This window comes from Shigella sp. FC1967 (assembly GCF_001743005.1).
Taxonomy (GTDB): domain Bacteria; phylum Pseudomonadota; class Gammaproteobacteria; order Enterobacterales; family Enterobacteriaceae; genus Proteus.
Genome location: NZ_MIIZ01001230.1, coordinates 1 through 458, shown reverse-complemented (window position 1 = coordinate 458; position 458 = coordinate 1). Strand labels below are relative to the sequence as shown.

Sequence of the window (458 nt, the reverse complement as noted above, 5' to 3'; positions counted from 1 at the left end):
TTTTTCGCTGAGAAGGTTTGTCTTGATGTAACGGACTCTATCCCCGTCCGCTGTCTCAACAACGGTTCGGACATAGCCGTACTTGGCAACGGGTGCCTTGTACTTGTGTGACAGAATTACCCGGTAAACCGAGAGCTGGATAATGTCCGACTCATAGATGTGGTTTACCTGGCGCAGCTTGGTGTCCAAAGGAATGAGAACCCCATTCTTGGTTTGGTACACCTGATCAACCCTGCCGTGCATGGGCACCGGCTGTGTGGTTGATATGTCCTGTTCGGACAAAAACAGAGTGGCCGAGCGCAGCTCATAAGGCATGTTCTCTGATTTCCACCACGCCCCAGGTGTCTCCAATGCCGCGTTTTGCGCCACTGGTCCACTTTCGCAATGACGAAAGGGGCGATGATCAGGACGAATATCCAGAGAACTGGCTTCATGACTACCTCCGGCCCCTAAACCAC

General features: G+C 52.6%; 1 pseudogene. It reads right to left on the bottom strand.

What is annotated here, in order from left to right:
• Positions 1 to 369 (bottom strand): annotated as a pseudogene (locus BHE89_RS20540) (hypothetical protein); the annotation flags it as partial.
• Positions 370 to 458: the final 89 nt, after the last annotated feature.